At 39.9% G+C, this 2088-nt stretch carries 2 protein-coding genes; both read left to right on the top strand.

Going from position 1 to position 2088, the window contains the following annotated elements; genetic code table 11:
- The coding region (locus F6K13_RS30110) for a MoxR family ATPase (protein ID WP_287289419.1) at positions 1–891 on the top strand (891 nt) is incomplete at its 5' end.
- Positions 888–2088: SAV_2336 N-terminal domain-related protein (locus tag F6K13_RS30105; protein WP_287289417.1), on the top strand; the 1201-nt coding region annotated here is incomplete at its 3' end. The genes F6K13_RS30110 and F6K13_RS30105, both read left to right, overlap by 4 nt.

Genomic DNA, 2088 nt, shown 5'->3' with positions numbered 1-2088 from the left:
AGGCAGATGCTTAAACCCCCTAGTTGGCGCGACTTTAGCAATAGCAAAGAACAACGGGGTGCTACTTATAAACCCAAGGGAGAAGAAATAGACCTGGTTAATGCTGCTCTTTACCTGCGACGTCCTCTATTAGTTACAGGTAAACCAGGTACTGGTAAAACTTCCTTAGCTTATGCTGTGGCCAAAGAATTGCAACTAGGAGAAGTATTACGTTGGAATATTACTACTCGTTCTACTCTCCAGGAAGGATTATACCGATATGATGCTATTGGTAGATTACAAGATGCTCAGGGAAAAGATAATTTATCTGAGATTGGCAAATATATACAATTAGGACCTTTAGGCACAGCTTTCATTTCTAGCGAGCATCCTCGGGTACTGATAATTGACGAAATAGATAAAAGTGACATTGACCTACCCAATGACTTATTAAATATATTTGAGGAAGGGTGGTTTGAAATTCTTGAATTGGCACGCATCGCCGATCGCCTACCTCCAGAAGTTTCTGTGAGAACCAGTGACCAAAAGTATGCTAAAATCACTTTAGGAAATGTAAAATGTGGGGCTTTTCCTTTCGTAATTTTGACCAGTAATGGAGAACGGGAATTTCCCCCTGCTTTTCTGCGACGATGTTTGTGCTTAGAGTTGAAAGAACCCGATAAAAATGAGTTAACAGCGATCGCTATAGCTCATTTAGGAGAAGATATTGTTGAGAAGGCAGAAGATATAATTGAAATATTTCTCAAACGACGGAATAAAGGACAGTTAGCGACAGACCAATTATTAAATGCCATCTATCTATTGAGCGGTGAAAAATCTCCATCGGATTCTAAACGAGAAGAGTTGGTAGAAAAAATACTCCAATATTTGACCTACTCTGAAGAGCTATGACACAAAACAATGATTCTCGTTCTGATATATCTCTAGAGGAAAAACTACAACGTCTGCAAAATATTCTTGAAAAAGTCAAGTCTGACTTAACTGGTAGAGAGTTGGCAGAAATTCTGTGGTTTGCTGTGCAAATAGAAGGTGGGAAACCACTACAAACATCTACATCTGCTCAATTTCCAAAACCACCATTTCCTGAACATCAAATAGAATCGCCATCTTTGGCAAGCAAAGCCATCCCAGAAACTTCTGCTTCTCAGACAAAAAAAGAAAAAGCTGCTGAAGTATATCTTCCCAAAACCAGCACTACTGGAACAACTATCAAAATTCCTGCTGCTCCTGCTTTGAGAAATACCTTAGCTTTAGCTAGAGCAATACGCCCTTTAATGCGGAAAATATCTTCCTCTACAGAAAAAATCCTGGATGAACCTACCACAGTTCGACGTATTGTCGATGAAAAAATCTGGCTACCTATTCTCAAACCAGCACCTCAAAAATGGTTGGAGTTAGCATTAGTCATTGAGGAAAGTAACTCTACAATTATTTGGAAGCAAACTATTCAGGAACTTCAGGAATTTTTGGCATACCATGGAGCATTTCGGGATGTGCGAGTGTGGCGTTTAGAAATGAATGGCACCAAGGCACAACTATTTCCAAATATTAGTAAAAACAAACAACAACGTCCCCGTAACCCGAAAGAAATTATTCATCCACGAGGGCAACGTTTAGTATTACTGGTGAGTGACTGTGTTTCTATTTCCTGGCGAAATGGTTCCATTTATCCACTGCTGAGTTTGTGGGGCGATCGAGGTTTACTGACAATTCTACAATTATTTCCAGAAAGACTTTGGCATCGCACTGGTTTAATTCAAGGTATCTCTACTCAACTAAGCTCTCTGACTCCCGGAACTTTCAACTCTCAACTCAAAGCGGAATGGGAAATTGGTGATGAGTTAGAAGAAGAAGAGGAGTTAACCGATGTAGTCAAAGTACCAGTTATTACTCTCGAAGCTCAATCTTTTGCTAGTTGGTCTCGTGTCATAGCAGGTTTTAGCAGCAATACAACTGCAGGATTTATATTTTCCCCTATTTTAGTAGAGTCTGAAATTTATTCTCCTCAACCACAGGAAGAAACTATAACTGCTCAGGAAAGAGTAAGTCGGTTTCGTGCGACTGCCTCTAAATTGGCACGTCGTTTGA

Origin of the sequence: Okeania sp. SIO2B9 (assembly GCF_010672505.1) — a bacterium.
In the GTDB taxonomy this organism is placed as follows: domain Bacteria; phylum Cyanobacteriota; class Cyanobacteriia; order Cyanobacteriales; family Microcoleaceae; genus Okeania; species Okeania hirsuta.
This window is presented reverse-complemented; position numbering and strand designations above follow the sequence as displayed.